This window comes from Streptomyces sp. NPDC048370 (genome assembly GCF_043200825.1).
Taxonomy (GTDB): Bacteria; Actinomycetota; Actinomycetes; order Streptomycetales; family Streptomycetaceae; genus Streptomyces.
The window spans coordinates 290,261-312,470 of record NZ_JBICYI010000009.1; the positions used below are offsets into that span (position 1 = coordinate 290,261).

Consider the following 22,210-nt stretch of genomic DNA (forward strand, 5'->3'; position numbering starts at 1 on the left):
ACGCACCCCCCCCCCCCCCCCCCCCCCCCCCCCCCCGCCCCCCCTCGGCGGGGGGGCGGCCCCCCCGGCGGCGGCCCCCGCGGGGGGCGGCGGGCCCCCCCCCCCCCCCCCCCCCCCCGCCCCACATCGTTGGACAGGCCGTCCAACCACGGACGGGTGATCCTGCCAACGAGGCGCAAGAATCGCGCCAACGCACCACTACACTGCTCAACACCATTCGCGTTCAGGCCCACAGCGTCGTGCGCTTTCACGCGGCAAGCCCCCTCCACCGCCTGCGGCCGTCGGGACGGCCGTCCGCACTGGATCTGTGAGGACTCACGTGAGCTCGAAACCCGTCGTACTCATCGCTGAAGAGCTGTCGCCCGCCACCGTCGACGCCCTGGGCCCGGACTTCGAGATCCGGCACTGCAACGGCGCCGACCGCGCCGAGCTGATCCCCGCCATCGCCGACGTGGACGCGATCCTGGTCCGCTCCGCGACCAAGGTCGACGCCGAGGCGATCGCCGCGGCGAACAAGCTCCGCGTCGTGGCCCGTGCCGGTGTCGGCCTGGACAACGTCGACGTCTCCGCCGCCACCAAGGCCGGCGTGATGGTCGTCAACGCCCCTACCTCCAACATCGTCACCGCCGCCGAGCTCGCGTGCGGTCTGCTCGTCGCCACCGCGCGCAACATCCCGCAGGCCAACACCGCGCTGAAGAACGGCGAGTGGAAGCGCTCCAAGTACACGGGCGTCGAGCTCAGCGAGAAGATCCTCGGCGTCGTCGGCCTCGGCCGCATCGGCGTCCTGGTTGCCCAGCGGATGTCCGCGTTCGGCATGAAGATCGTCGCGTACGACCCCTACGTGCAGCCGGCCCGCGCCGCCCAGATGGGGGTGAAGCTGCTGACCCTGGACGAGCTCCTCGAGGTCGCCGACTTCATCACCGTCCACCTGCCGAAGACCCCGGAGACCCTCGGTCTCATCGGTGACGAGGCGCTGCACAAGGTCAAGCCCTCCGTCCGGATCGTCAACGCCGCGCGCGGCGGGATCGTGGACGAGGAGGCGCTGTACTCGGCGCTCAAGGAGGGCCGGGTCGCCGGCGCGGGCCTCGACGTGTACGCGAAGGAGCCCTGCACGGACTCCCCGCTCTTCGAGCTCGACCAGGTCGTCTGCACCCCGCACCTCGGCGCGTCCACGGACGAGGCCCAGGAGAAGGCCGGTATCGCGGTCGCCCGCTCGGTGCGCCTCGCGCTCGCGGGCGAGCTGGTCCCGGACGCGGTCAACGTCCAGGGCGGTGTCATCGCCGAGGACGTCAAGCCGGGTCTGCCGCTCGCCGAGAAGCTCGGCCGCATCTTCACCGCGCTCGCGGGCGAGGTCGCGGCGCGGCTCGACGTCGAGGTGTACGGCGAGATCACCCAGCACGACGTGAAGGTGCTCGAACTCTCCGCGCTCAAGGGCGTGTTCGAGGACGTGGTCGACGAGACCGTCTCGTACGTCAACGCCCCGCTGTTCGCGCAGGAGCGCGGTGTCGAGGTCCGCCTGACGACCTCCAGCGAGTCCCCCGACCACCGCAACGTGGTCACCGTGCGCGGCACGCTCTCGAGCGGCGAGGAGGTCGCGGTCTCCGGCACGCTGGCCGGCCCCAAGCACCTCCAGAAGATCGTCGCGGTCGGCGACTACGACGTGGACGTGGCGCTCGCCGACCACATGGTGGTGCTCCGCTACGAGGACCGCCCGGGTGTCGTCGGCACGGTCGGCCGGATCCTCGGCGAGGCCGGTCTGAACATCGCGGGCATGCAGGTGGCGCGCGCGGAGGAGGGCGGCGAGGCGCTCGTCGTGCTCACCGTGGACGACACGGTTCCGGCCGTCGTGCTCACCGAGATCGCGGAGGAGATCGGCGCGGCCTCGGCCCGTTCGGTCAACCTGGTCTGATCCCGGGCTCCCAGGAGCCCAGGGCACCCGTACCCGGTCGCTAGACAACCGTCTTACACGATTGTCTAGCGGCCGGGTACAGTGCTGTCATGGGACACAAGGAAGACCTGCTCGAAGGCGCCAAGCGCTGCCTCCTGGAGAAGGGGTACGCCCGGACCACTGCCCGCGACATCGTCGCCGCCTCGGGCACCAACCTCGCCTCGATCGGCTACCACTACGGCTCCAAGGACGCCCTGCTCCAGCAGGCGTTCCTCGCTGTGACCGAGGAGTGGGGCGAGCGGGTCAGCCCCGGGGCCGCGGAGGAGGAGCGGGCGGCGCTGCCGGCCGACCCGTACGCACGCTTCCACGCGGTCTGGGCGCAGGTCATCGCGGCCGCGGACGCCAGCCGCCCGGTCTGGAAGCTCCAGACGGAGGTCGTCACCCGCCTCGACGACGACGAGAAGCTCCGCGAGGCCATCAAGGAGCCCCAGCGCGAGGGCCGGTTGGGCATGGCGGAGGCCCTCCTCGGCCTCGACCCGGAGGCGGACCCGGAGAAGGCCCGGGTGGCGGGGCTGCTGTGCCAGGCCCTCGCGACCGGCGTGATGATCCAGTGGATGGTGGACCCCGAGACGGCGCCGACGGCGGACGACCTGACGGCCGGGCTCAGGGTGCTGATGGAGGAGCGATAGCGGCGCATCCGCGCAGGCACCCCGTCCCGCCCCCTCAGGTACTCAGGCTCCTCAGCCTCAGCTCCTCAGCGCCACGGGATGTTCCGCCACGGGCTGCCCTCGTGCTCCGTCAGGACGCGGTGGGCGGCCACGTTCTGCTCGTGGAACGGGCCGTACTCCTCCCCGTCGAAGCGGAGCACCCGCCCCAGCGCGTACCCGGTCGAGTACTCCTGCCAGGAACCGTAGGCCGACCGGGCCAGCGCCCCCGCGTGGACGATCGCCTGCTCGGCCTCCGGGGGCGCGCAGAACCGGGCCGAGAGGCCCCAGCGGGCCAGGTTCACCGCCCGGCCGTAGTCGTACGCGACCGTCTTGCGGACCCGCCCGTCCGGCGGCAGCAGCCCGTCGGCCCGGAACCGGGCCTCGTACCTGAGGATGCGGCGTACCAACTCCTCGATGTGCCGCACCGTCCCCGGGCTCGCGCCCAGGTCCTGGGCGTGCCCGGCGGCCGTCTCGCGCCACTCGTCCGGCGAGGGGACCGCGCCACGGACGACCCGCAGCTCCTCGCGGATCCGCAGGGCGAAGTCCGGCTCCGGCGGGCTGTTGCGCCCGTCGAGCAGCGCGTCCAACTCCTTGCGCCAGCCGCCGTGGTCGGTGACGCCCCACGAGTCGCGGAGCGTGTCGAGCTCGTCGGTGTACCCCATGTAGGCCGAGCCGACGTCGTTCCACGGGACGCCGTTGCCGAACGCCAGATGGACGCCGCAGGCGAGACCGAAGGCCAGCGGCCCGTGCAGCGGTCCGTGGCGCAGGGCGACGAAACGGTCGCCCGAACCCCGCTCCTTCTCGGCGTACACCCGCAGCCACCCCGCGCGGTGCTCGGGCGCGGTGGGCAGCAGCAGTTGGCCGGGGGTTCCGCCGTTGACGGCGAGGAGCAGCCGCGGGTCGCGCCAGGTGAACTCGGCGACCCACCGGAGGGTGACCTGGTGGAACACCCACTCCGGATGCCAGGGCGGCAGCATCCCGCGGGTGAGGAGCGGCCGGACGAGGAGGCCCTTCCCCGCCTGCTGGGGTGGCCAGTAGACATTGTCCGGGCGGGCGTCCACGTCGGCCTTGGGGGCGCCGATGAAGAGCTCGGCCCCGGCGAGGACGCGGATCTGTTCCGCGACGTCGCCGCGCAGCCCCGCCTCGTACAGCAGTTGCTCGGTCTCGGACGGCGGGATCCAGGGGGCGTCCTGAGGGGCGGGCGTACGGCGGGGGCTCATGACCACGCGATGTTCCGGTAGGGGCTCGACGGGTCCTCCGTGAGCGCGCGGTGGATGGTCACGGATTCCTGGTACATCGGTTCGGGGTCACCCTCGTCGAAGTGGATCAGCCGGGCCAGCACGTAGCCGAGCGAGAAGGCGGCCCAGGAGCTGTACGCCTGTCGGGCGGGTTCGAGGATCTGGAGCAGGGACTGCTCCGCCTCCTCGGGGTCGCAGTAGCGGGCGCCGAGCGCGAGCCGTACGACGTTCACGGCGCGGCCGTGGTCGAAGGCGGCGAGGGTGTCGACCCGGCCGTCGGGCGGGAGGAGGCCGTCGACGCGGAACCGCCCCTCGTAGTGGGTGATCCGGCGCAGGAACTCCAGGGCCTCGGCCAGGTCCTCGCCGGAGGGATCGTTCCGCTCGATCGTGACGGTGACCATCGACTTCCACTGCTCTTCGGAGGGCGAGTGGCCCCACCGCGCGGTGAGACGGCGCCGCATCCCGAGGACGGCCTCGGGGACCCTGCCGACCAGCCGGGTGGCGATCAGGGTCCGCAGCTTGTCCCGGAAGTCCGCGCGGTGGTGGACGGCCCAGGGGCTGCGCAGCCGGGCGATGTCGGTGGGGTAGTCCTCGTACTGGGCGCCGAGCCGGTTCCACACCAGACCGTTGAGCACGGCGAGGTGCGCACCGAGCGCCAGGCCGTGCGCGACCGGTCCGTGCAGGTGCTCGCCTCCGTGGGTGAGCAGGCGAAGCCGCGCGGGACCGCCGCCGCGGGCGGCCGTCTCCTGCCAGGCCCGCCGGTCGGCGGCGCGGGCCGGCAGGGCGGCCGCGAACGGGGTGTCCGGGTTGACCGCGAGCCACCACCTGTCGTTCGGCCAGGCGGCGGCGAGCTTGTCGAGGGTCGTCGCCTTGAACACCCAGTCCGGGTGCCACTGCGGCAGCATGCCCTCGGTCAGCACCGGTACGACGGTGCGCCGGGTGGCCTTGTCGCGGCGGCTGGGGAGGGGCGGGGCGTAGCCGGGCGCGTCGGCGTGCAGCCGGGGCAGGAGCACGTAGAGGCGGCTCCGCCCGAGGGCGTCCAGAACGGCCGCCCGGTCCTCGCGTGCCCCTGCTTCGTACAGCAGCTGCTCGGTGTACGTCGGCGCTGCCCAACTCCCCGTTGTCATGGGGAGATCCTATGAAACGGCGGGGCCGGACTAGAGGCGGGCCGACTTCAGTGACATGTGGAGCAGAAGGCGGTCCTCGCCGTCGTCCAGGTCCAGGCCCGTCAGCTGTTCGACCCTGGACAGCCGGTAGTAGAGGGTCTGGCGGTGGACGCCGAGAGCGGCTGCCGTACGGCCCGCCTGGCCGGCGTTGTCGAGGAACACCTCGGCTGTGCGGGCCAGCTCGGCGTGCGCGGGGGCGAGCAGTGGCGCGACGGCGGCGTCGATCTCGGGGTGGTACAGCGCGGCGAGGAGTCGGTACGGGCCGATCCCGGCCCATTCGGCGACCGGGCCGAGCTTCGGCTGTGCCGCCGCGGCACGGGCCGCCGTGCTGGCTTCCCGCCAGGCCGCCGGGAGCTCCGCGAGTCCCCGCCGGGGGGTGGCGATACCGGCCGGCGCGTTCGCGCGCAGCTGCTCGGCGGCCGTACGGGCGGGGGAGAGGTCCTCGGCCGTGCGCAGTCGTACGAGGACCGCGAGGGACTCGCCTTCCGGGAGCGTGGTGACGGCCGCCGCGCCGGGGACCGCCCGGATCGAGGGGGCCTCGCCCCGCCAGGGGGTCACGCAGACCACGGTGTGCAGACCGTCCGCACTGGGCCCCAGAGCCGCCCGGAGTGCCGCCAGGGCCATGTCGTTCTGCCAGCCTCGCCCGGCGGTCAGGACCGCGGCGAACTCGCGCGAGAGGTCGGCGCCCGCGCGCTCCTCGTCGGCGAGGAGGCCGCCGATCCGGGTGGCGACCTCCATCGCGGCGGTGAGCTGGGCGTGCGTCGGCCCGGGCTCGGCGTCGAGCAGCCAGACGTACCCGAGGACCACGCCCCGGTGGCGTACGGGAAGGCAGATGCGGTCCCGGAAGACCCCGGCGTCCGGGGCGGCCGGGATACGGACCGGGCCCGTCGCGCGGGTGATGCCGAAGCCCTCGAACCAGGCGCGGACCGCCGGGGTCGACTTACGGGTCAGGATCGAGCGCGTCCGGACGGGGTCCATCGCGGTGTCGTCGTCGCTGTCGTGGGCCCCGAAGGCGATCAGCCCGAAATCGCGGTTCTCCAGCGTCGCCGGAGCCCCGAGCAGCGCGGAGATCTCGTCCACCGGTTCTTGGTAATCGCCCTTCACGGCGCCATTCTCGCACCCCCTTCAGACATATGTATGAGATGCCGCCCACGGATGCGTGACAGGTGTCGATGGCAGAGGATCGGAGCGATCCTTAGGTTTCACGGTGGTTCTCCGTGCTGTTCCCGGTTGCTTACGAAAGATCGGGTAGGCACCTTTCGTCACCCTGCCCTTCTGGAGGTCCCCGTGCTGGGTCCCGTGATCCTCGCCGCGTCCCGCAGCGACAAGATGCGCCGTTTCGTGTCGGCAGCGCCCGGGACCAAGCAGGTCGTGGACCGGTTCATCGCCGGCGAGACGGTCGACCACGTCATCCCGATCGTCCAGGACATCACCGGCCGCGGCCTGGAGGTCACCCTCGACGTCGTCGGCGAGGACATCACCACCGTCGAGCAGTCCTACGCCGCGCGCGACGCGTACCTGGAGCTGATCGGCCGCCTCAAGGAGCTGGGCCTCGGCGAGCGCGCCGAGATGTCCGTGAAGCTCTCGATGTTCGGCCAAGCGCTCGAGGGCGGCCACGAGCTCGCCCTCGCCAACGTCCGCCCCGTCGTCGCGGCCGCCGCCGAGATCGGCACCACGGTCACCCTGGACGCCGAGGACCACACCACCCTCGACTCGATGTTCGCCATCCACGAGGAGCTGCGGAAGGACTTCCCGCAGACCGGATGCGTCATCCAGGCGTACCTCTTTCGCACCGAGGAGGACGCCCGCCGCCTCGCCGCGAACGGCTCCCGCGTCCGGATCGTGAAGGGCGCCTACAAGGAGCCCGCCTCCGTCGCCATCCAGGACAAGCCCGAGATCGACAAGGCCTACGTCCGGATCATGAAGATCCTGATGGAGGGCGAGGGCTACCCGATGATCGGCTCCCACGACCCGCGCCTGATCTCGATCGGCCAGGAGCTCGCCCGCCGTGCCGGGCGCAAGCTGGACGAGTACGAGTTCCAGATGCTGTACGGCATCCGCAGCGAGGAGCAGAACCGTCTCGCCGCCGAGGGGCACCGCATGCGTGTCTACACCGCGTACGGCACCGACTGGTACGGCTACTTCATGCGCCGCCTCGCGGAGAAGCCGGCCAACCTCCTCTTCTTCGCACGCTCCATCCTCACCAAGGGCTGAGCCCACCCCTCAAAAGGAGTTACGAGACTCATGGACGCTGTAACCCAGGTCCCCGCTCCGGTCAACGAGCCGGTGCACAGCTACGCCCCCGGTTCCCCCGAGCGCGCCCGTCTGGAGGCCGCGCTCAAGGAGCTGGCCGACAACCCGCGCGAGCTGCCGATGACCATCGGTGGCGTCAAGCGCATGGGCGGCGGCGAGCGCGTCGACGTCGTGCAGCCGCACAACCACAAGGCCGTCATCGGCACCTTCGCCGGCGCCACCCAGCAGGACGCCCAGGACGCCGTCGACGCCGCCCTGGCCGCCGCCCCGGCCTGGCGCGCGATGTCCTTCGACGACCGCGCCGCGATCATCCTGCGCGCCGCCGAGCTGCTCGCGGGCCCCTGGCGCGAGACGCTGGCCGCCTCCACGATGCTGGGCCAGTCCAAGACCGCGCAGCAGGCCGAGATCGACACCCCCTGCGAGCTCGTCGACTTCTGGCGCTTCAACGTGGCGTACGCCCGCCAGATCCTCGCCGAGCAGCCGCCGGCGAACTCCCCGGGCGTGTGGAACCGACTGGACCACCGCCCGCTGGAGGGCTTCGTCTACGCGATCACGCCGTTCAACTTCACGGCCATCGCGGGCAACCTGCCCACCGCTCCCGCCCTCATGGGCAACGTGGTGGTCTGGAAGCCGTCCCCGACCCAGACCCACTCCGCCGTGCTCCTCATGGAGCTCCTGGAGGAGGCCGGTCTGCCGAAGGGTGTCATCAACCTGGTGACGGGCGACGGCATCGCCGTCTCCGAGGTGGCCCTGAACCACCGCGACCTGGCCGGCATCCACTTCACCGGCTCGACCAAGACCTTCCAGCACCTGTGGAAGACGGTCGGCAACAACATCGAGTCCTACCGCTCCTACCCGCGGATCGTCGGCGAGACCGGCGGCAAGGACTTCGTCGTCGCCCACCCGAGCGCCGACCGCGCGATCCTGAAGACCGCGCTGACCCGCGGCTCCTTCGAGTTCCAGGGCCAGAAGTGCTCCGCGTCCTCGCGTGCGTACGTCCCGGCCTCCATCTGGAACTCGGGCTTCAAGGAGGAGTTCGCGGCCGAGGTCGACGGCATCAAGATGGGTGACGTCACCGACCTGTCGAACTTCATCGGCGCCGTCATCGACGAGCGTTCGTTCGCCAAGAACAAGGCCGCGATCGACCGCGCGAAGGCCGACGAGACCTGCACGATCGTCGCCGGTGGCACGTACGACGACTCGGAGGGCTACTTCGTCCGTCCGACCGTCATCGCCTGCACCGACCCGGAGAACGAGGTCTTCACGACCGAGTACTTCGGCCCGATCCTCGCGATCCACGTCTACGAGGACGACACGTACGACGAGATGCTGACCCAGATGGAGTCGGCCTCGGACTACGCGCTGACCGGCTCGGTCATCTCCGGCGACCGTGCCGCCACGGCGTACACGATGGAGAAGCTCCGCTTCGCGGCGGGCAACTTCTACATCAACGACAAGTCGACCGGCGCCGTCGTCGGCCAGCAGCCCTTCGGCGGCGGCCGCGCCTCCGGCACGAACGACAAGGCCGGCGCCCCGCAGAACCTGATGCGCTGGACGCTGACCCGCGCGATCAAGGAGACCCTGGTCCCGCCGACCGAGTACGGCTACCCCCACATGGGCTGACGCCCCCTGGGCCTCCCTGAGGCCCACCCCTGACACCGCCCCCCTCCTGGACCCCCAAACCAGGACGGGGGCGGTTCTCATGCGGGGGGCTTACGCTGCTGGGAGGGGGCTCGGCGAGGAGGTACGACATGCCTGGTTCGACGACTCTCGGCCCCGGGCACGGGGTCGACGCGATCGAGCACCTCGACGCGGTGCGGGTGAAGTCCCTGATGAAGGAGCTGCACCGGCTGCTGACCGCGTCGGGACCCGACCGGATCACGGACGCGCAGGTCACGGCCTTGCGCGGGGACGAAGCCGACGATCGAGAGGCCTTCACCGACTGGGTGGGGCGCGTGGCCCACGACCTGGAGAAGGCTACGGCCTGAGCCTGCGGCCTGAGAGGTACGGCCTGAGAGGTACGGCCTGAGGGCTACGGCCTGAGGGAGAGGCGCCGCGCGAGGAAGTCGTCGATCAGGGCGGCGATCGTCGGCGCGTGCGTCTCCAGGGCGAAGTGGCCGGTGGGGAGAAGGTGGATCTCCGCGTCGGGGAGGTCGCGGCCGAAGGCCTTGGCGCCCGCCGGGACGAAGACCTCGTCGCCCTCGCCCCAGACGGCGAGCAGGGGGACCTGGGTCGTGCGGAAGTAGTCGTGGAAGGCGGGGTAGAGCGCGAAGTTGGAGCCGTAGTCGCCGATCAGGTCCAGCTGGATGTCGTCCTGGCCCTCCCGGGCCATCAGGGCGGCGTCGTGGTGCCAGGCGTCGGGGCTCAGCAGCTCGCGGAACCCGGCCGGGACGCCCGTCTCGTACTGCCACCTGATGCCGTCGAGGGAGCGGATGGAGCGCACCGGCTCCTCGGTCCGCGGAGTGCGGTCGGCGATCATCGCGAGGACGGGTGCCCAGGCGTCGGCCCCGAGGCCCTCCTCGTACGCGTTGCCGTTCTGGGTGACGATCGCGGTGACGCGCTCGGGGTGGGCGAGGGCGAGGCGCAGGCCGATGGGGGCGCCGTAGTCCTGGATGTAGAGGGCGAACCGGTCCAGGCCGAGGGCCTCGGTGAACTCCGTGGTGAGGGCGGCCAGTTCGGCGAAGGTGTAGGCGAACTCGGACGCCGACGGGGCATCGCTGCGGCCGAAGCCGAGGTGGTCGGGGGCGATGAGGCGATAGCGGTCGGCGAGGCGCGGGATCAGGTCGCGGAACATGTGCGAGCTGGTGGGGAAGCCGTGCAGCAGGAGCAGGACGGGCGCGTCGGCGGGGCCCGCCTCCCGGTAGAAGATCTCGTGGCCCCGGACCGTGATCGTGCGGTGGTGGACCTGGTGGACCTGCGTGCTGTGCGGCGTGTGCGGCCTGTGCGTCACGGTCGACATCTCTAACCCCCTGAGGCTCTGTGACTGGTTATGGCGTGAGTCAAGCAGCCTGCTTTGTAACCTGTCAAGATTCTTTGAAAGGTTAGGTAGAGCGTGGGGGTGTGCGGCAGGCTGGGTGCATGACGGACTCCGTGCGTGTCGCCCCCACCCATGAGCTCGGCGCCCAACGGCTGCGCGCCGTACGCGAGATGCTCGACGCGGCCTTCCGGGGCGACTTCTCGGACGAGGACTGGGACCACGGCCTCGGCGGCGTCCATGCCTGGATCGAGGACGAGCGCGGTGTCGCCGCCCACGGCAGCGTCGTCATGCGGCGCGTGCTCCACGACGGGCGTTCGTACCGCGTCGGGTACGTCGAGGGCGTCGGCGTGCGTGACGACCGGCGCCGGCAGGGGCTCGGCGGGCTCGTCATGGGCGAGTTGGAGCGGGTGATCGACGGGGCGTACGCGTTCGGGGCGCTGTCCGCGTCGGACGAGGGGGCCGCGCTCTATCGGGGGCGCGGCTGGGAGCCGTGGAAGGGGCGGATCGAGGTGATCGGCCCCGAGGGGATCGTCCACCTCCCCGACGAGGAGGGGTCCACCTATCTGCGTGCGACGGGCGGCGGAACGCTGCCGGACCCAGCCGCCGCGCTGCTCTTCGACTGGCGCGACGGCGACGTGCTCTGAGCGTGCGGAGCGCTCCGGGCGTGCGGAGCGCTCCGGGCGTGCGGAGTGCTCCGGGCGTTCGGGTGTTCCGAGTTTGCGGGTGCTCCGGGCGTGCGGAGCGCTCAGCCCTGGCAGCCCTTGGCCGCGTCCCGCTTCAGGCCGATCAGCGCGCCCGTCGCACCGAACAGCGCGACGAAGGGCGTCGTGTAGGCCGGCATGTCGAAGACGCCGACGAGCGTCACCCCGACCGCGCCGATGACCAGCAGCATCCAGACCGTCAGCAGGACTTTGCCCTTGCGGCTGAGGAAGAGCCATCGGCCGGGCCGCTCGGGCAGCGTCTCAAGGGCTCCGGCCGGTCCGTCGCTCGCCGCCTTCGGGCGCTTGAAGTAGGCGAAGAGCGTCCACTCCCCGCACATCTCCCAGCCCTCCGGCGTCAGCCGATCCAGTACCTCGTCGCGTCGCTTGCCGTTGATCAGCTCGCGGCGGTACTCCCACCGCAGAGCGGCGCCGGGCACCCGTCGGCACATGAACCGGCCGAGCGAGTCGAGCCCTTCGACCTCCCAGCCCTGGTCGCCGTGGAGCGCGAGCAGCCGCCGGTCGTTGTAGATGTCGGCCGTCCAGAGCCAGGTCTCGGCCTTCTCGGCGGGCTCCGCCGCCACCGGCGCCGTGCCGCCCAGTCGCGCCGCGAAGTCCGCGGCAGGGCCGAACTCCTCCTCAGGCGCCGCGCCCGTATCGGCGAGGTGCGCGCGCAGTTCGGCGACGGTGGAGGCGATCTGCTCCGCCGGTACGCCGGCCCCGCGCAGTGCGGCGGTCAGTTCGTCGAAGTACGTGCTCGGCTCGGTGTTCATGGTGTTCCCCCGGTCTTCAGCATGGTCCGTACGGCGGTGTGGAAGGTCAGCCACGCCCCGCTCTCGGTGGTGAGGTGGGTCCGGCCCTGCTCGGTGAGGCGGTAGTAGCGCCGCCCCGGTCCCCGCTCGGCGGCCCGGAACTCGGCCTCCACGAGGCCGGCTTCCTCCAACCGGTTCAGTACCGGATAGAGGGTCCCGCCCTTGATCTCCCCGAGTCCCGCCTCGGCGAGCGCCTTGGAGATCTCGTACCCGTAACTCTCGCCCTCCGTGAGGCAGGAGAGGACGAGGAGGTCCAGGACGCCCTTGAGCCAACTTGATCTGCGGTCTGCGGCCATGGCTGTATTCCATCACCAGCTAGATAGGAATGCAATCTAGCTGGCATCGCTAGCTGGATCGGGACACCAGCATCTTCCCGATGTTCTCGCCGCGCAGCATCCCCAGGAACGCGTCCACGATGTGCTCGAACCCCTCCACCACCGTCACGTCCAGCGGCAGCCGCCCGCTGCGCAGATGGTCCACCGCGAACTGGTACAACTCCTCCTGCGCGTCCGCGTGGTTGCTCACCAGGAACCCTTCGAGCCGGATGCTCTTCTCGACCAGATCGAAGAGATTGCGCGGGGCGGGCGGGGGAGTGGACAGCGACTGGTACTGGGCGACGGCGCCGACCCAGGCGATCCGGCCGTGCTCGCGCAGCGAGGCGATCGCGGCCTCCAGATGGTCCCCGCCCACCCCGTCGAGCGCGGCGTCCAGGCCCGCCGGCGCCGCCTTCGCGAGCAGCTCCTTCACCGGCCCGTCGTGATAGTCGAAGGCGGCGTCGAAGCCCACCTCCTCCGTCAGGTACGCGACCTTCCGCGCCGAACCCGCGCTGCCGACGAGCCGCCCCGCGCCGAGCAGTCGCGCGAAGCGGCCCGCCGCCGTGCCGACCCCGCCGGCCGCGGCCGAGACGAACAGCTCCTCGCCCGGCTGGAGGCGCGCGATCCGGGTCAGGCCGACGTACGCCGAGAGGCCCGTACCGCCCAGGACGCTCAGGTGCGCGGCGAGCGGCACGCCGTCGAAGTCCGGGACGGCGCGCACCTCGTCCGGCGCGACGACGGAGTGCGTACGCCAGCCCTTGCGGTGCAGGACCAGGTCGCCCGGGGAGAGCGCGGGGGTGCGGGAGTCGAGGACCCGGCCCAGGGTGCGGCCCTCCATGGGGGAGTTCAGGGTCCACAGGAAGTCCCCGTCCATCGCCTCGCGGTGGTACGGGTCCACGGACCAGAGGAGGTTCTCGACGAGCGCGCTGCCGGGCGCGGGGGTGGGGACCGGGCTCTCGACGAAGGCGAAGTGGGCCGGGGTGGGGAAGCCCTCGGGGCGGGCCGTCTGATGGACGGTGATCATGGTCTCGTGCGTCATGGGGGAGACCGTAGGAAGGAATCCGGCGGCCGGGCAGTAGGTTGCTTCGATGGATCCCACCGATCCATCGAAGTTGCTCATAGTCCGAGGTGAGAGCCGACATGACCGACCTTGCGCCGCACGAACTACGCGTTCTCCTCGCCGTCGGGAGCGAGCGCGGCTTCTCCGCCGCTGCCGTGGCGCTCGGCATGACGCAGTCCGCCGTCTCCCACTCCGTACGGACCAGCGAGCGGAAGCTCGGTGCCGTCCTCTTCGACCGCGGGCGGTCCGGGGCCACGCCCACCGTCGCCGGGGAGACGGCCCTCGCCCACGCCCGGCGGGTGCTGCGGCTCCTGGAGGTGATGGGGGCGGAGGTGCGAGGCGCCGAGGCGGGTACGGGCACGGGCACGGCCGCCGGGCCGCTGAGGATCGCCGCCTTCCGCAGCGCCGCACTGCATCTGCTGCCGCGCGCCCTGGAGCGACTGACGGCCCGCCATCCGCAGATCGCCCCCGAGGTGCGGATCGTACGGGAGCTGGGGCCGGGGACCGCGGGCGAAGTCCTGGAGGGGCGGGCCGACCTCGGCATCGCGACGATCGGGACGACGTCGCCCGTCCCGCCGCAGCTCGTCGGAGGCGTGCTGGTCGAGGAGGGGTACGCGCTGGTGCACCCGGCCGGTCATGCCGCGCCGCGCTCTCTGCCGCTCGTGGACTGGACGGAGAACTGCACCTCGTACACCCGGGAGTGGTGGGCGGAGCAGGACTGGCTGCCGGCGGCGACCGTCGAGGCCGAGGACGACGGAGCGGTGCTCTCGATGGTGAGCAGTGGTTTCGGTATGGCGGTGATGCCGGAGCTCTCCCTGATCGGACCACCGCCCTCGGTGCAGATCACCGATCTCGGTCCGGATCGCCCGACGCGGTCCGTCGGCTATGTCACCACCCCTGAGCTGGCGAAATCCCTCGCCGTGCGGGCGCTGATCCGTGAGCTGAGGGCTGTGCGGCAGCCGGAGTGAGTCGATCACCGTCTCAGATAGTAGGAAGTCCGAGTAACTGTGGAGACAGATGCGTCCGCCTGTCCTAGCTTTGTAGGAGCCGAACGTCTCGCTCCATCAGCGAATGGCGGTCGTGAGCGCGCTGCCCCTGTGCAGGCAACCCCTGCGGGCCCGCTCCCCGCCCCTTCCGGCGCCTTCGATCACCACTGATCTCGGATCACCACTGATCTCAAGGAGTCGATCCCCCATGGCCGCTGAGACCGCCCGTCGAGTCCGCCACTCCGTCGCCCGCCCGAGCGGCGACGACGCCCGCAAGAACGCCGCCGCCGCCCTCCAGCGCGCCCTCGACCGCCGTGACAACGGCGGTTCGACCGGCCACTGACGGCGGCCGAGACATCAAGCCGTCCGCCGCGCCCCGTCGTCGTGCCCGCGCTCGCCGCCCGCCGCTCCCGGCGAGCGCGGGCGCGACGCGCCACCGTCCGCATCGTGGACGACGAGTGTCAGACGGTGGGACGAGGAGTAGGGTGCCGACATGTCTCACAGCATCAATCTCGCAGTCATTCCCGGCGACGGCATCGGCCAGGAGGTCGTGGCCCAGGGACTGAAGGTCCTCGCTGCCGCGCTTCCGCAGGACGTGAAGCTGGAGACGAAGGAGTACGACTTCGGCGCCACGCGCTACCACGCGACCGGTGAGACCCTCACCGACGCCGACGTCGAGGCCCTCAAGCAGCACGACGCCATCCTGCTCGGCGCGATCGGTGACCCGTCGGTCCCGTCCGGCGTGCTGGAGCGCGGCTTCCTGCTGAAGCTCCGCTTCCTCTTCGACCACCACGTGAACCTGCGTCCGTCGAAGCTGCTCCCGGGCGTCTCGACCCCGCTCAAGGGCCAGCCCGAGATCGACTTCATCGTGGTCCGCGAGGGCACCGAGGGCCCGTACACCGGCAACGGCGGCTCGATCCGCACCGGCACCCCGCACGAGGTCGCCACCGAGGTCTCCGTCAACACGGCCTTCGGTGTCGAGCGCGTCGTCCGCGACGCCTTCGCCCGCGCCCAGGCCCGCCCGCGCAAGAAGCTGACGCTGGTCCACAAGAACAACGTCCTGGCGTACGCGGGTCACCTCTGGACCAACATCTTCAACAAGGTGGCCGAGGAGTTCCCCGAGGTCACCACCGACTACCTGCACGTGGACGCGGCGACGATCTTCCTCGTCACGCAGCCCGAGCGGTTCGACGTGATCGTCACCGACAACCTCTTCGGCGACATCATCACCGACCTCGCCGCGGCCGTCTCCGGCGGCATCGGCGTCGCCGCCTCCGGCAACATCAACCCGAGCGGCGAGTTCCCGTCCATGTTCGAGCCCGTCCACGGCTCCGCGCCGGACATCGCGGGCCAGGGCAAGGCCGACCCGACGGCCACCGTGCTCTCCGTCGCCCTCCTCCTGCGCCACCTCGGTTTCGAGACCGAGGCCGGCCGCATCGAGGCCGCCGTCGCCGCCGACCTGACCGAGCGCGGCGACTCCGTCCGTACGACGGACGAGATCGGCGACGCGCTCGCGGTACGCGTAGCGAGCTGACCCGCCGACTGAACGACACACAGCCGCCGGGTCGCATCGAGCACCCGGCGGCTGTACCTATGCGGTCGCAGGGTGCCACCATCAAACCCTGGACCGCACCACACCGTTTCGTGCACAGGTCCCCACGGGCGATAATCGAACGTGGGGCCGCGGCATGCGGTAAAGCTCGGACGTCCTAGCAGAGCACTGATAGCGGCGTGAGCGCGGTCCGTCACACACAACCGGTGAAGGACTAGCACTCATGACGACGCCCACGATCGAGCTCAAGCCCTCCTCCAGCCCGCTGTCCGACGCGGAGCGCGAGGCGATCCTGGCCAACCCCGGATTCGGCCGCCACTTCACCGATCACATGGTGACCATCCGCTGGACCGAGGGCCGCGGCTGGCACGACGGCCAGCTCGTGCCGTACGGCCCGCTCTCCCTCGACCCGGCCACGAACGTCCTGCACTACGCCCAGGAGATCTTCGAGGGCCTGAAGGCCTACCGCCGTCCCGACGGCACCGTCGCGACCTTCCGCCCGGACGCCAACGCCCGGCGCTTCCAGGCCTCCGCGCGCCGGCTCGCGATGCCGGAGCTGCCCGTCGAGACCTTCATCGAGGCGTGCGACGTCCTCGTCCAGCAGGACAAGGCGTGGGTCCCGGCGCACGGCGGCGAGGAGTCGCTCTACCTGCGCCCGTTCATGATCGCGACCGAGATCGGCCTGGGTGTCCGGCCGGCGAACGAGTACCTCTTCGTCGTCATCGCCTCGCCGGCCGGTCCGTACTTCCCCGGTGGCGTGAAGCCCGTCTCGATCTGGCTCTCCGAGGACCGCGTCCGCGCCGTCCCTGGCGGCATGGGCGACGCCAAGACCGGCGGAAACTACGCGGCCTCCCTGCTGGCCCAGGCCGAGGCCGCCGGGAAGGGCTGCGACCAGGTCGCCTACCTGGACGCCGTGGAGCACAAGTGGGTCGAGGAGCTCGGCGGGATGAACCTGTACTTCGTGTACGGGGACAAGATCGTCACGCCGACGCTCACCGGCTCCCTCCTCGCGGGCATCACCCGTGACTCGCTCCTCCAGCTGGCCAAGGACCTCGGCTACAGCTCCGAGGAGAGCCGCGTCTCGATCGACCAGTGGCAGGCCGACACCGAGAACGGCACCCTCACCGAGGTCTTCGCCTGCGGCACGGCCGCGGTCATCACGCCGGTCGGCACGGTGAAGTCGGCGCGCGGCGAGTGGCAGCAGTCGGGCGGTCAGCCCGGCGAGGTCACGATGAAGCTCCGCGACGCGCTGCTCGCCATCCAGACGGGCAAGTCCGAGGACGTCCACGGCTGGACGCACCAGCTGGGCTAGTCGAGCCATCGACGACAGGCCCCGGGGCGTGGCGGAGTGCCGCGCCCCGGGGCCTTCGTGTGCGCTCAGGTGCGCTCAGGCCGTGGCGACTTCTTCGTCCCGCTCGCCCCGCTCGTCCGACTCGCCCTGCTCGTCCCGTACGACCGCCGTGGCGCGGCTCGGCGTAAGCGCCGCGTACAGCAGCCCGCCCACGAGCGCCGACAGGACGAAGCTGCAGTCGATCCCGCCCGTCAGGGCCAGCAGCGGCCCTTCGTACAGGGGCGTCGACACCGACGCGAGGCCCACGCCCGCGCCCAGCGCCCAACACAGCGTGGCCCGCGGGTGCCAGCCCGCCGCGTACCAGTACGCCCCGCCCCGCGCCCGGCGGTTGTAGACCTGGAGCGCCTCCGGGTCGTACTCACCCCGACATCGGGCGTGCCCGATCAGCGTGATGACCGCCCACGGCGTACCGATCGCCGTGAGCAGCAGCACGAACGAGGTCATCGCCGACTGGGCGTCCGAGGCGAAGTGGCCGAGGAAGACGAAGGCCGTGGCCACCACCGCCACCACGAGCGTCGCCCGCGCCCGGGTCGCCTTCGGCAGGATCGCGTCGAGGTCCAGGCCCATCGAGTACAGCATCAGACCGGCGTTGCCGACGGTGCCGGCGGTCGCCGCGAGCAGCAGCGGCACCACGTACCAGGCGGGGGAGGCGGCGACGAGCGGGCCCGCGTAGTCCAGCGCGCCGCGCGCCGCCAACGCCGTGTACGTACCGAAGAGCTGCGGGATCAGCAGACCGGCGACGAGGCCCACGCAGGTGGTCCTCCAGACGGTCTTCGAGCTGTACCGCGCGGGGGATATGTAGCGGGTGTAGTCGCCGAGGAGCGTGATGAAGGCGACCGGGCCGCTGAGCCCCGCCGCCACCGCGGCCAGCACCCAGGTCGGCCAGAACGAGCCGAGCAGGTACGGGGTGTCGGCCACCGGGGCCGTGGTGAGGTCGCCCCCGTACGCGACCAGGCCGAGGCCGAGGAGCAGGGTCATGCCGATCGCGAGCGCCTTGCTGAGCCGGAGCAGCAGGCCGTAGCCGTAGACCGCGCCGACGACCGTGCAGGCGGCGAGCACCGCGTACACCACCGCGTGTGTGGCGTCGCCGGAGGGCAGGCCGGTCAGCCGGGCGAGCGTGCCGACCACCACGTCCCCGCCGATCCACAGCGTCAGGGCCGTGTAGCCGAGGGAGAGCAGCAGCCCCACCACCGAGCCGACGAGCCGGCCGCGCACGCCGAAGAAGGCGCCGGAGGAGGTCGAGAGGTTCGTCGCGGTGCGCAGCGAGACGAGGGCGAGCGGGGCGGTCACGGCGACGCCGACGAGCGTGCCGGTGACGACGGAGGTCACCGACGCCCACAGGCCGAGGCCGAAGGAGACCGGCAGCCAGCCGAAGACGATCACTCCGAGGCAGAGGTTCGAGCCGAGGAGGATGGCCAAGAGGTCACGCGGGCCGCTGGTGCGTTCCGCTTCGGGGATGGTGTCGACTCCGCGCTGTTCGATCGGCATGGGCGCTCCTGCGGGGCAAGCGGGCGGACGGGATCAGGATCAGGATCGAGGTGAGGGTCAGGATCGAGATTTAGAGTGGCGCTCAATGTGACGCACTACCGTCGCGTACGTCAATGCTTGGATACGGCCGGTTCAGCGTTTAGAGTGTCGCTCAAACAGGAGGTGTGTGGACGTGCGACTGACTCCCACGGAACGCGACCGGCTGCTGCTCTTCGGCGCCGCCGAGCTCGCGCGGGCCCGCCGGGCCCGGGGCCTTCGGCTCAATGTGCCGGAGGCGACGGCCCTCATCGCGGACACGGTCTGCGAGGCGGCCCGCGACGGCCGACGGCTCGCCGAGGCGATCGCCGCGGCCCGGTCCGTGCTCGGCCCGGACGATGTGCTGCCGGGTGTGGCCGATGTCGTCACCGAAGTGCATGTCGAGGCCGTTTTCGACGACGGCTCGCGGCTCGCGGTCGTCTCCGACCCGATCGGCGGTCCTTCCCTGGGCGACGGGGCCCCGGGTGCGCTGCTGCCGGGCCCCACCGAGGCCGAGCAGCCCCCCGCGCTGATCCTCACGGTCCGCAACACCGCGACCGTCCCGGTCAGCGTCACCTCCCACTTCCACTTCTTCGAGGCCAACCCGCGTCTGGACTTCGACCGCGCCGCCGCCTACGGCATGCGGCTCGCCGTCCCCGCCGGCTCCTCCTTCCGCTTCGACCCGGGCGGCGAGGCGGAGGTCGGTCTCGTACCGATCGGCGGCGCCCGGATCGCCATCGGCTTCGCGGGCCTGGTCGACGGCCCGCTGGACGCGCCCGGCGCGAAGGAAGAGGCCCTGCGGCGCGCCGCGGCCTGCGGCTACCTGGGAACGCAGCTCACGAAGGAGGGCGAGTGATGGACCCGTACGAGTACGCATCGGTGCACGGACCCCGCGCGGGCGACCGGGTCGTCCTGGGCGACTCCGGGCTCGTCGTGCGGGTGGAGTCCGACTCGCAGAAGCCCGGCGACGAGTTCCTCGCCGGCTTCGGCAAGACCGCCCGTGACGGTCTTCACCTCAAGGCGGCGGCCGTCCGCGAGACGTGCGACGTGGTGATCAGCAACGTCCTGGTGATCGACGCCGTCCAGGGCATCCGCAAGGTGTCGATCGGTATTCGCGAGGGCCGGATCCACGCCATCGGGCGTGCGGGCAACCCCGACACCCTCGACGGTGTCGACGTGGTCGTCGGCACCGGAACGTCGATCGTCTCCGGCGAGGGGCTGATCGCCACCGCCGGTGCCGTGGACACCCATGTCCACCTGCTGTCCCCGCGCATCATGGAGGCCTCCCTCGCCTCTGGTGTCACCACCATCATCGGACAGGAGTTCGGTCCTGTCTGGGGGGTTGGCGTCAACTCGCCATGGGCCCTCAAGCACGCCTTCAGCGCCTTCGACGCCTGGCCCGTCAACATCGGCTTCCTCGCCCGTGGCTCCTCCTCGGACGGTGCCCCGCTGGTGGAGGCGCTCGCCGAGGGCGGGGCGTCCGGCTTCAAGGTCCATGAGGACATGGGCGCGCACACCCGGGCCCTGGACACCGCGCTGCGGGTGGCGGAGGAGCACGACGTGCAGGTCGCCCTGCACAGTGACGGTCTGAACGAGTGCCTGTCCGTCGAGGACACCCTGCGGGTGCTCGACGGCCGGACCATCCACGCCTTCCACATCGAGGGCTGTGGCGGAGGGCACGTCCCGAACGTCCTGAAGATGGCGGGTGTGCCGAACGTCATCGGTTCGTCCACCAACCCCACGCTCCCCTTCGGGCGCGACGCGGTCGCCGAGCACTACGGCATGATCGTCTCCGTCCACGACCTGAAGACCGACCTGCCCGGCGACGCCGCGATGGCGCGGGACCGGATCCGGGCGGGGACGATGGGGGCGGAGGACGTCCTGCACGACCTCGGCGCGATCGGGATCACCTCCTCCGACGCGCAGGGGATGGGAAGGGCCGGCGAGACCGTACGCCGGACCTTCGCCATGGCCGGGAAGATGAAGGCCGAGCTGGGCCCGATGGAGGGCGACGGCGCGCACGACGACAACGCGCGTGTGCTGCGTTACATGGCCAAGCTCACGATCAACCCGGCGATCGCCCACGGCCTCGCGCACGAGATCGGCTCGATCGAGGTCGGCAAGATGGCCGACATCGTGCTGTGGCGGCCGCAGTACTTCGGCGCCAAGCCCCAGATGGTGCTGAAGTCCGGCTTCCCCGCGTGGGGGGTCGTGGGCGATCCGAACGCCGCCACCGACACCTGCGAGCCGCTCGTCCTCGGGCCGCTGTTCGGAGCCCACGGAGCGACCCCGGCCGACATCTCGGTCGCGTTCGTCGCCCAGGCCGCCGTCGACCTCGGCTCCGACCGGATGCCGACCAGGCGCCGCCGCGTCGCCGTCCGCGGGACCCGGGGCATCGGCCCCGGCGACCTGCTCCTCAACTCCCGTATCGGCCAGGTGGGGGTGGACGGCCTGACCGGCCTCGTGTCGCTCGACGGCGACCCGATCCGCTCCGAACCGGCCGACTCCATCTCCCTGAACCGTCTCTACTTCCTCTGAGGACTCCTCCCATGACCTTCCGCATGCCGGCCGAGTGGGCCCCGCACGAGCGCACCTGGATGGCCTGGCCCGGCCCCAACCCCACCTTCACCAACGACGAGGAACTGGCGCAGGCCCGCACCGCGTGGGCCTCCGTCGCCCGCGCCGTACGCCGCTTCGAGCCGGTCACGATGGTGGTCGGCCCCGGCCAGCTGGACTCCGCGCGCGCCCTGCTCGGCGACGCGATCGACCTGGTCGAGCGCGAGCTCGACGACGCCTGGATGCGCGACATCGGCCCGACCTTCGTCAGCGACGGCACCGGACTGGCCGCCGTGAACTGGGTGTTCAACGGCTGGGGCGCGCAGGACTGGGCCCGCTGGGAGCACGACTCCAAGATCGCCTGCCATGTCGCCGACCTCGCGGGCGTGCCGGTGGTGAACAGCCCCCTGGTGAACGAGGGCGGCGCGATCCACGTCGACGGTGAGGGAACGGTCCTGCTGACCGACACCGTCCAGCTCGGCGCCGGCCGCAACCCCGAGTGGAGCCGCGCCGAGGTCGAGGCGGAGATCCACGCCAAGCTCGGCACGGCGAAGGCGATCTGGCTCCCGCACGGGCTGACCGGCGACTACGGCCTCTACGGCACCCAGGGCCACGTCGACATCGTCGCCGCCTTCGCCAGGCCCGGCGTCGTGGTCGTCCACAGCCAGCAGGACCCGGCCCACCCGGACTACGAGCGCTCGCGGATGTACGTCGACATCCTCAGCCGCCAGACGGACGCCAAGGGCCGCGCGCTGGAGGTCGTGGAGATCCCGGCCCCGACCGTCCTGAAGGACGAGGAGGGCGACTGGGTCGACTACTCGTACATCAACCACTACCTCTGCAACGGCGGTGTGGTCCTGTGCGGATTCGACGACCCGAACGACGAGATCGCGGCGGGCATCTTCCGCCGGCTGTTCCCGGAGCGGATCGTCACGCTGGTCGACGCGCGCGCCATCTTCGCAGGTGGGGGCGGTATCCACTGCATCACGCAGCAGCAGCCGAAACTCTGAGTCCTGCTGGTCGGGGGGGGGGGGGGGGGGGGGGGGGGGGGGGGGGGGCGGGGCGGGCGGGGGGGCGGGGCGGGGGGGGGGGGGCGGGGGGGGGGGGGGGGCGCGACCCCCCCCCCCCCCCCCCCCCCCCCCCCCCCCC

General features: G+C 71.5%; 21 protein-coding genes. 13 read left to right on the top strand and 8 right to left on the bottom strand.

Going from position 1 to position 22,210, the window contains the following annotated elements:
- Positions 1-319: 319 nt before the first annotated feature.
- Entirely contained in the window at positions 320-1,909 is a 1,590-nt protein-coding gene (serA, locus tag ACGFYP_RS21440; protein WP_361959185.1) for a phosphoglycerate dehydrogenase, read from the top strand.
- 89 nt (positions 1,910-1,998) lie between these two features.
- Positions 1,999-2,577 (top strand): TetR/AcrR family transcriptional regulator, encoded by a 579-nt coding sequence (locus tag ACGFYP_RS21445; RefSeq protein ID WP_393495697.1) that lies wholly within the window; start codon positions 1,999-2,001, stop codon positions 2,575-2,577.
- Between the two features lie 65 nt (positions 2,578-2,642).
- Here ACGFYP_RS21445 and ACGFYP_RS21450 read toward each other — a convergent pair whose 3' ends face one another.
- Genes ACGFYP_RS21450 through ACGFYP_RS21460 form a run of 3 tightly spaced genes read right to left on the bottom strand, consistent with a single transcriptional unit; the run spans position 2,643 to position 6,103 of the window.
- Positions 2,643-3,815: a DUF1266 domain-containing protein gene (locus tag ACGFYP_RS21450; protein ID WP_393495700.1), complete on the bottom strand. Its 1,173-nt coding sequence runs from the start codon at positions 3,813-3,815 to the stop codon at positions 2,643-2,645.
- Positions 3,812-4,960, bottom strand: a complete 1,149-nt coding sequence (locus tag ACGFYP_RS21455) for a DUF1266 domain-containing protein (RefSeq protein WP_393495703.1) — start codon at positions 4,958-4,960, stop codon at positions 3,812-3,814. The genes ACGFYP_RS21450 and ACGFYP_RS21455 overlap by 4 nt, the downstream gene beginning before the upstream one ends.
- Positions 4,961-4,990: 30 nt before the next feature.
- Positions 4,991-6,103 carry a PucR family transcriptional regulator gene (locus ACGFYP_RS21460; RefSeq protein ID WP_393495707.1) on the bottom strand — a complete coding sequence of 371 codons (1,113 nt, stop codon included), beginning with the start codon at positions 6,101-6,103 and terminating at the stop codon, positions 4,991-4,993.
- A gap of 183 nt (positions 6,104-6,286) precedes the next feature.
- On the opposite strand from ACGFYP_RS21460, the gene ACGFYP_RS21465 reads away from it, so the two are divergent.
- From ACGFYP_RS21465 to ACGFYP_RS21475, 3 genes are all read left to right on the top strand, one after another.
- The gene (locus ACGFYP_RS21465) at positions 6,287-7,213 is read left to right on the top strand and encodes a proline dehydrogenase family protein (protein WP_393495710.1); all 927 of its coding nucleotides are present in this window, start codon (positions 6,287-6,289) and stop codon (positions 7,211-7,213) included.
- Between the two features lie 30 nt (positions 7,214-7,243).
- The gene (pruA, locus tag ACGFYP_RS21470) at positions 7,244-8,875 is read left to right on the top strand and encodes an L-glutamate gamma-semialdehyde dehydrogenase (RefSeq protein ID WP_393495713.1); all 1,632 of its coding nucleotides are present in this window, start codon (positions 7,244-7,246) and stop codon (positions 8,873-8,875) included.
- A 128-nt stretch (positions 8,876-9,003) separates the two neighbouring features.
- The gene (locus ACGFYP_RS21475; protein WP_393495716.1) at positions 9,004-9,240 is read left to right on the top strand and encodes a hypothetical protein; all 237 of its coding nucleotides are present in this window, start codon (positions 9,004-9,006) and stop codon (positions 9,238-9,240) included.
- Between the two features lie 44 nt (positions 9,241-9,284).
- On the opposite strand, the gene ACGFYP_RS21480 is transcribed toward ACGFYP_RS21475, so the two are convergent.
- The gene (locus ACGFYP_RS21480; protein ID WP_393495719.1) at positions 9,285-10,211 is read right to left on the bottom strand and encodes an alpha/beta fold hydrolase; all 927 of its coding nucleotides are present in this window, start codon (positions 10,209-10,211) and stop codon (positions 9,285-9,287) included.
- 119 nt (positions 10,212-10,330) lie between these two features.
- On the opposite strand from ACGFYP_RS21480, the gene ACGFYP_RS21485 reads away from it, so the two are divergent.
- Entirely contained in the window at positions 10,331-10,873 is a 543-nt protein-coding gene (locus tag ACGFYP_RS21485) for a GNAT family N-acetyltransferase (RefSeq protein WP_393495722.1), read from the top strand.
- Positions 10,874-10,974: 101 nt separating this feature from the next.
- Here ACGFYP_RS21485 and ACGFYP_RS21490 read toward each other — a convergent pair whose 3' ends face one another.
- The 3 genes from ACGFYP_RS21490 to ACGFYP_RS21500 are packed head-to-tail and all read right to left on the bottom strand — an operon-like array spanning position 10,975 to position 13,092.
- The gene (locus tag ACGFYP_RS21490) at positions 10,975-11,700 is read right to left on the bottom strand and encodes an HAAS signaling domain-containing protein (protein WP_393495725.1); all 726 of its coding nucleotides are present in this window, start codon (positions 11,698-11,700) and stop codon (positions 10,975-10,977) included.
- The gene (locus ACGFYP_RS21495) at positions 11,697-12,035 is read right to left on the bottom strand and encodes a PadR family transcriptional regulator (protein WP_393495728.1); all 339 of its coding nucleotides are present in this window, start codon (positions 12,033-12,035) and stop codon (positions 11,697-11,699) included. Before ACGFYP_RS21495 ends, ACGFYP_RS21490 begins: the two co-directional genes overlap by 4 nt.
- A gap of 49 nt (positions 12,036-12,084) precedes the next feature.
- The gene (locus ACGFYP_RS21500) at positions 12,085-13,092 is read right to left on the bottom strand and encodes a zinc-binding dehydrogenase (RefSeq protein WP_393495731.1); all 1,008 of its coding nucleotides are present in this window, start codon (positions 13,090-13,092) and stop codon (positions 12,085-12,087) included.
- A 101-nt stretch (positions 13,093-13,193) separates the two neighbouring features.
- On the opposite strand from ACGFYP_RS21500, the gene ACGFYP_RS21505 reads away from it, so the two are divergent.
- The 4 genes from ACGFYP_RS21505 (at position 13,194) to ACGFYP_RS21520 (ending at position 16,963) form a co-directional block, all read left to right on the top strand.
- Positions 13,194-14,081 carry a LysR family transcriptional regulator gene (locus ACGFYP_RS21505; RefSeq protein WP_393495734.1) on the top strand — a complete coding sequence of 296 codons (888 nt, stop codon included), beginning with the start codon at positions 13,194-13,196 and terminating at the stop codon, positions 14,079-14,081.
- 226 nt (positions 14,082-14,307) lie between these two features.
- A complete protein-coding gene (locus ACGFYP_RS21510; protein WP_315892634.1) occupies positions 14,308-14,442 on the top strand; it encodes a hypothetical protein in 135 nt (44 codons plus the stop codon).
- 150 nt (positions 14,443-14,592) lie between these two features.
- A complete protein-coding gene (locus tag ACGFYP_RS21515) occupies positions 14,593-15,633 on the top strand; it encodes a 3-isopropylmalate dehydrogenase (RefSeq protein ID WP_393495739.1) in 1,041 nt (346 codons plus the stop codon).
- Positions 15,634-15,874: 241 nt separating this feature from the next.
- Positions 15,875-16,963 carry a branched-chain amino acid aminotransferase gene (locus ACGFYP_RS21520; RefSeq protein ID WP_393495742.1) on the top strand — a complete coding sequence of 363 codons (1,089 nt, stop codon included), beginning with the start codon at positions 15,875-15,877 and terminating at the stop codon, positions 16,961-16,963.
- A 75-nt stretch (positions 16,964-17,038) separates the two neighbouring features.
- On the opposite strand, the gene ACGFYP_RS21525 is transcribed toward ACGFYP_RS21520, so the two are convergent.
- Positions 17,039-18,490: a cytosine permease gene (locus ACGFYP_RS21525; RefSeq protein WP_393495745.1), complete on the bottom strand. Its 1,452-nt coding sequence runs from the start codon at positions 18,488-18,490 to the stop codon at positions 17,039-17,041.
- 172 nt (positions 18,491-18,662) lie between these two features.
- Between ACGFYP_RS21525 and ureA the strand changes: the two genes are divergently transcribed.
- From ureA to ACGFYP_RS21540, 3 genes are read left to right on the top strand one after another with little or no spacing between them, the layout of a single operon-like run.
- A complete protein-coding gene (ureA, locus tag ACGFYP_RS21530) occupies positions 18,663-19,361 on the top strand; it encodes an urease subunit gamma (protein ID WP_393495748.1) in 699 nt (232 codons plus the stop codon).
- On the top strand, positions 19,361-21,043 hold the full coding sequence (locus tag ACGFYP_RS21535; protein WP_393495751.1) for an urease subunit alpha: 1,683 nt from the start codon (positions 19,361-19,363) through the stop codon (positions 21,041-21,043). Before ureA ends, ACGFYP_RS21535 begins: the two co-directional genes overlap by 1 nt.
- An 11-nt stretch (positions 21,044-21,054) precedes the next feature.
- Positions 21,055-22,071, top strand: a complete 1,017-nt coding sequence (locus ACGFYP_RS21540) for an agmatine/peptidylarginine deiminase (RefSeq protein ID WP_393495754.1) — start codon at positions 21,055-21,057, stop codon at positions 22,069-22,071.
- Positions 22,072-22,210 lie beyond the last annotated feature (139 nt).

Excerpts from the sequence above, each read along its gene's own strand:
- ACGFYP_RS21515 (WP_393495739.1), top strand. The coding sequence starts at position 14,593 with ATGTCTCACAGCATCAATCTCGCAGTCATTCCCGGCGACGGCATCGGC.
- ACGFYP_RS21450 (WP_393495700.1), bottom strand. The coding sequence starts at position 3,815 with ATGAGCCCCCGCCGTACGCCCGCCCCTCAGGACGCCCCCTGGATCCCG.
- ACGFYP_RS21520 (WP_393495742.1), top strand. The coding sequence starts at position 15,875 with ATGACGACGCCCACGATCGAGCTCAAGCCCTCCTCCAGCCCGCTGTCC.
- ACGFYP_RS21475 (WP_393495716.1), top strand. The coding sequence starts at position 9,004 with ATGCCTGGTTCGACGACTCTCGGCCCCGGGCACGGGGTCGACGCGATC.
- ACGFYP_RS21540 (WP_393495754.1), top strand. The coding sequence starts at position 21,055 with ATGACCTTCCGCATGCCGGCCGAGTGGGCCCCGCACGAGCGCACCTGG.
- ACGFYP_RS21485 (WP_393495722.1), top strand. The coding sequence starts at position 10,331 with ATGACGGACTCCGTGCGTGTCGCCCCCACCCATGAGCTCGGCGCCCAA.
- ACGFYP_RS21525 (WP_393495745.1), bottom strand. The coding sequence starts at position 18,490 with ATGCCGATCGAACAGCGCGGAGTCGACACCATCCCCGAAGCGGAACGC.
- ACGFYP_RS21510 (WP_315892634.1), top strand. The coding sequence starts at position 14,308 with ATGGCCGCTGAGACCGCCCGTCGAGTCCGCCACTCCGTCGCCCGCCCG.
- ACGFYP_RS21500 (WP_393495731.1), bottom strand. The coding sequence starts at position 13,092 with ATGACGCACGAGACCATGATCACCGTCCATCAGACGGCCCGCCCCGAG.
- ACGFYP_RS21505 (WP_393495734.1), top strand. The coding sequence starts at position 13,194 with ATGACCGACCTTGCGCCGCACGAACTACGCGTTCTCCTCGCCGTCGGG.
- ACGFYP_RS21490 (WP_393495725.1), bottom strand. The coding sequence starts at position 11,700 with ATGAACACCGAGCCGAGCACGTACTTCGACGAACTGACCGCCGCACTG.
- ACGFYP_RS21455 (WP_393495703.1), bottom strand. The coding sequence starts at position 4,960 with ATGACAACGGGGAGTTGGGCAGCGCCGACGTACACCGAGCAGCTGCTG.
- pruA (WP_393495713.1), top strand. The coding sequence starts at position 7,244 with ATGGACGCTGTAACCCAGGTCCCCGCTCCGGTCAACGAGCCGGTGCAC.
- ACGFYP_RS21480 (WP_393495719.1), bottom strand. The coding sequence starts at position 10,211 with ATGTCGACCGTGACGCACAGGCCGCACACGCCGCACAGCACGCAGGTC.
- ACGFYP_RS21495 (WP_393495728.1), bottom strand. The coding sequence starts at position 12,035 with ATGGCCGCAGACCGCAGATCAAGTTGGCTCAAGGGCGTCCTGGACCTC.
- ACGFYP_RS21445 (WP_393495697.1), top strand. The coding sequence starts at position 1,999 with ATGGGACACAAGGAAGACCTGCTCGAAGGCGCCAAGCGCTGCCTCCTG.
- ACGFYP_RS21535 (WP_393495751.1), top strand. The coding sequence starts at position 19,361 with ATGGACCCGTACGAGTACGCATCGGTGCACGGACCCCGCGCGGGCGAC.